This is a genomic window from Actinomycetota bacterium (assembly GCA_036280995.1).
Lineage (GTDB): Bacteria > Actinomycetota > CALGFH01 > CALGFH01 > CALGFH01 > CALGFH01.
In genome coordinates this window covers 1-2,405 of the sequence record DASUPQ010000177.1, presented here as the reverse complement: position 1 = coordinate 2,405, position 2,405 = coordinate 1, and the positions used below count along the sequence as shown (strand labels likewise).

At 69.5% G+C, this 2,405-nt stretch carries 2 protein-coding genes; one reads left to right on the top strand and one right to left on the bottom strand.

Annotated features, from left to right (window positions below; translation table 11 throughout):
• Positions 1–360 precede the first annotated feature (360 nt).
• Positions 361–1,599, top strand: coding sequence for an IS110 family transposase (locus VF468_05705; GenBank protein HEX5877808.1), 1,239 nt, complete (start codon positions 361–363; stop codon positions 1,597–1,599).
• Between the two features lie 526 nt (positions 1,600–2,125).
• On the opposite strand, the gene VF468_05700 is transcribed toward VF468_05705, so the two are convergent.
• A partial coding sequence (locus VF468_05700) for a hypothetical protein (GenBank protein HEX5877807.1) occupies positions 2,126–2,405 on the bottom strand: 280 nt, incomplete at its 5' end.

Genomic DNA, 2,405 nt, shown 5'->3' with positions numbered 1-2,405 from the left:
GGAACGCCGCGACTCACCTCGGAAGATCGACGCCGCCGTGGCGAGCGTCATGGCCCACGACCGGGCCGCCGCCCTGGCTGGCGTGACCCGCGACAGCATCTACATCTAAGTCCTTGATCTCCCTGTCGGGAGGCCCGTTCCGGACTGAAAATGGGGCCGGTTGCCCGCTGACGTCGTTGCTCTTTGGTCGGTGAGGCCGGAGCTAAGTCGGACGCTGGGAGCCGCGCTGTGGGCCCTTCAGTGTTGCCTTGAGCACGCGGATCAGCTTCGCCCTGTCCCTGTGGCTCCTGCGGGCAACCATCGTTGTTGACCGCACGGGGAGGAGGCCGGGTGCTGGAGGAGACCAACCAGACCGAGGAGATCATCGCCCGGGTGGCGGCGTTGGATATCGGCAAGAAGGAGCTGACCTGCTGCATCCGCGTGCCCGGCCAGGGCAGGCGGGGCAAGCGGCTGCAGGAGGTCACCACCTACGCCACGATGACCCGCTCGCTGCTTCAGCTGGCCGACCGGCTGGCCGAGCTGGGGGTGACCCGGGTGGTGATGGAGGCCACCAGCGACTACTGGAAGGCCCCGTTCTATCTGCTGGAGGCCCAGGGGTTGGAGGTCTGGCTGGTCAACGCCCGCGAGGTCAAGCACCTGCCGGGTCGGCCCAAGACCGACAAGCTGGATGCGGTGTGGCTGGCCGAGCTGGCCGAGCGGGGCATGCTGCGGCCCAGCTTCGTGCCACCCCCGCCGATCCGCCAACTGCGGGACCTGACCCGCTACCGGGCTGATCTGGTCGCAGTGCGCACCGCCGAGAAGCAGCGGGTGGAGAAGCTGCTGGAGGACGCCCAGATCAAACTCTCGGTGGTCGCCAGCGACATCTTCGGGGTCTCGGGCCGGGCCATGCTGGCCGCCCTCATCCAAGGCGAGCGTGATCCCAAGCGGCTGGCGCAGCTGGCACGCACCCGGCTGCGCGCCAAGCTCGGCCAGCTGGAGGAGGCGTTCACCGGCCGTTTCAGCGACCATCACGCCTTCCTGCTCAAGACGATGCTGTCGCGCATCGATCGGGCCAGCGCCGACATCGCCGAACTCGACCGCAAGATCGAGGCCGAGATCGCCCCTTTTGGGGCGGCGGTCGACCGGCTGGATGAGATCTGTGGGGTCGGCCGCACCGCCGCGCAGGTCATCATCGCCGAGATCGGCACCGACATGGGCCGGTTCCCGACCCCTGCGCACCTTGCCTCTTGGGCTCGCTACGCCCCTGGGGTCAAGCAGTCGGCGGGCAAGACCAAAGCCAAGGCCACCACCGGCCACGGCAACCCGTACCTTGCCCGGGTGCTGGGCGAGGCCGCCGTGGCCGCCGGGCGGACCAACACCTTCCTGGGCGAGCGCTACCGGCGCATCGCCCGACGCCGCGGCGCCAAGTGCGCCATCGTGGCGGTCGGCCGCTCCATCCTGGTCATCGTCTGGCACCTGCTGGCCGACCCCACCGCCCACTACCACGACCTCGGCGCCGGCTTCTACGACACCCGCATCAACGCTGACCGCACCAAGCGCAACCACGTCCGCCAGCTGGAGGCCCTGGGCTACAAGGTCACCCTGGAACCCGCCGCCTGACCCGGTAACCATCCACCCGGCCTGGACCCGGCTCCGCTGCGCTGCGCCGGGTGCTGCCGCGCGCCTACGCACCGTGAATTTTCGGATCAGGCCGCAACGGCGTGCTTTGCCTCGAGGGCCATCGGCCCCCAAAGCCAGTTGCCATGCAGACACCGCGCTCGCAGGCCACATCTAGGAAGACCCGGCAACGACCCGTTGCAGCACGGCCTGGGTGTGGGCCTGCTGCTGGTGCTGGCCGTGCTGGCGGTGGGCGGGAGGCTGTTCACCCGCCGCGACCTGGCCACTGACCCTACAGGACCCTTGGGGCGGTCAGCAGTTGACGGCTGGCTTCGCCGGCGAGCCAACGTTGCCCTGAACGCCCAGGGCCGCCACTGCTTCAGCAGCGCACGCCTCCCAGGCATCCCGGTGGCGCTCATGCCGCCAGGTCGCCGCTGAAGCGCCTGGCAAAGGGCGCCCGCTCTCATCGACCGGCGAGAGGATCGCTTAACCGCTGAAGCGGTTGGCCGCCTCACCTCCTCGGCCAGGATCACGTGGAGCCGGCGTGGTGGGTGACCTCGCTGGCCGTCAGCTCCCCCAGTGCCTGCTCGATGCAGGTGAAGGCGATCATGTGGCCCTGTCCGGGGAGGATCCTGAGGCGGCTGTGGGGGATCGCGGCGGCCAGGAACTCGGCGTGGTGGGCTGGGACCCGGTCGTCCTGGTCACCCTGCCACAGCTGCACCTCGACACCGATCTCCTCGGGCGCAAAGCCCCACGGTGTGGCGATCACCCCCCAGTCATGTACCTGCCCTCTGGTGCCGTGGGCGAAC